Below are 267 nucleotides of genomic sequence, written 5' to 3'. Positions count from 1 at the left end.
ATTTATGTTGGAGACGACGAGCCGATCACCGACCACGCGCACCACCTCACCCTTCTGACCCTTGTTCTTGCCGGTGATCACCAGAACCTGGTCACCCTTGCGAATACGGCTCATGGCTTCTTCCTTTACAGCACTTCTGGAGCCAGCGAGACGATCTTCATGAACTTCTCGCCGCGCAGTTCGCGCGTGACCGGCCCGAAGATGCGCGTGCCGATCGGCTCGTGCTTGTTGTTCAGCAGGACAGCGGCGTTGCCATCGAAGCGAATC

At 58.4% G+C, this 267-nt stretch carries 2 protein-coding genes; both read right to left on the bottom strand.

What is annotated here, in order from left to right; all coding sequences use genetic code 11:
• Positions 1–114 (bottom strand): KOW motif-containing protein (locus FLQ44_RS18130; protein ID WP_206208972.1); only part of this gene is annotated, 114 nt, incomplete at its 3' end.
• An 11-nt stretch (positions 115–125) separates the two neighbouring features.
• Positions 126–267, bottom strand: a 142-nt coding sequence (locus FLQ44_RS18125) for an uL14 family ribosomal protein (protein WP_206208971.1), incomplete at its 5' end; no start/stop codon positions are given.

The sequence above is a fragment of the Vogesella mureinivorans genome (assembly GCF_007644035.1).
Classification (GTDB): domain Bacteria; phylum Pseudomonadota; class Gammaproteobacteria; order Burkholderiales; family Chromobacteriaceae; genus Vogesella; species Vogesella mureinivorans.
Note: the sequence above shows the minus strand (reverse complement) of the source record. Positions and strands in the feature narration are given on the sequence as shown.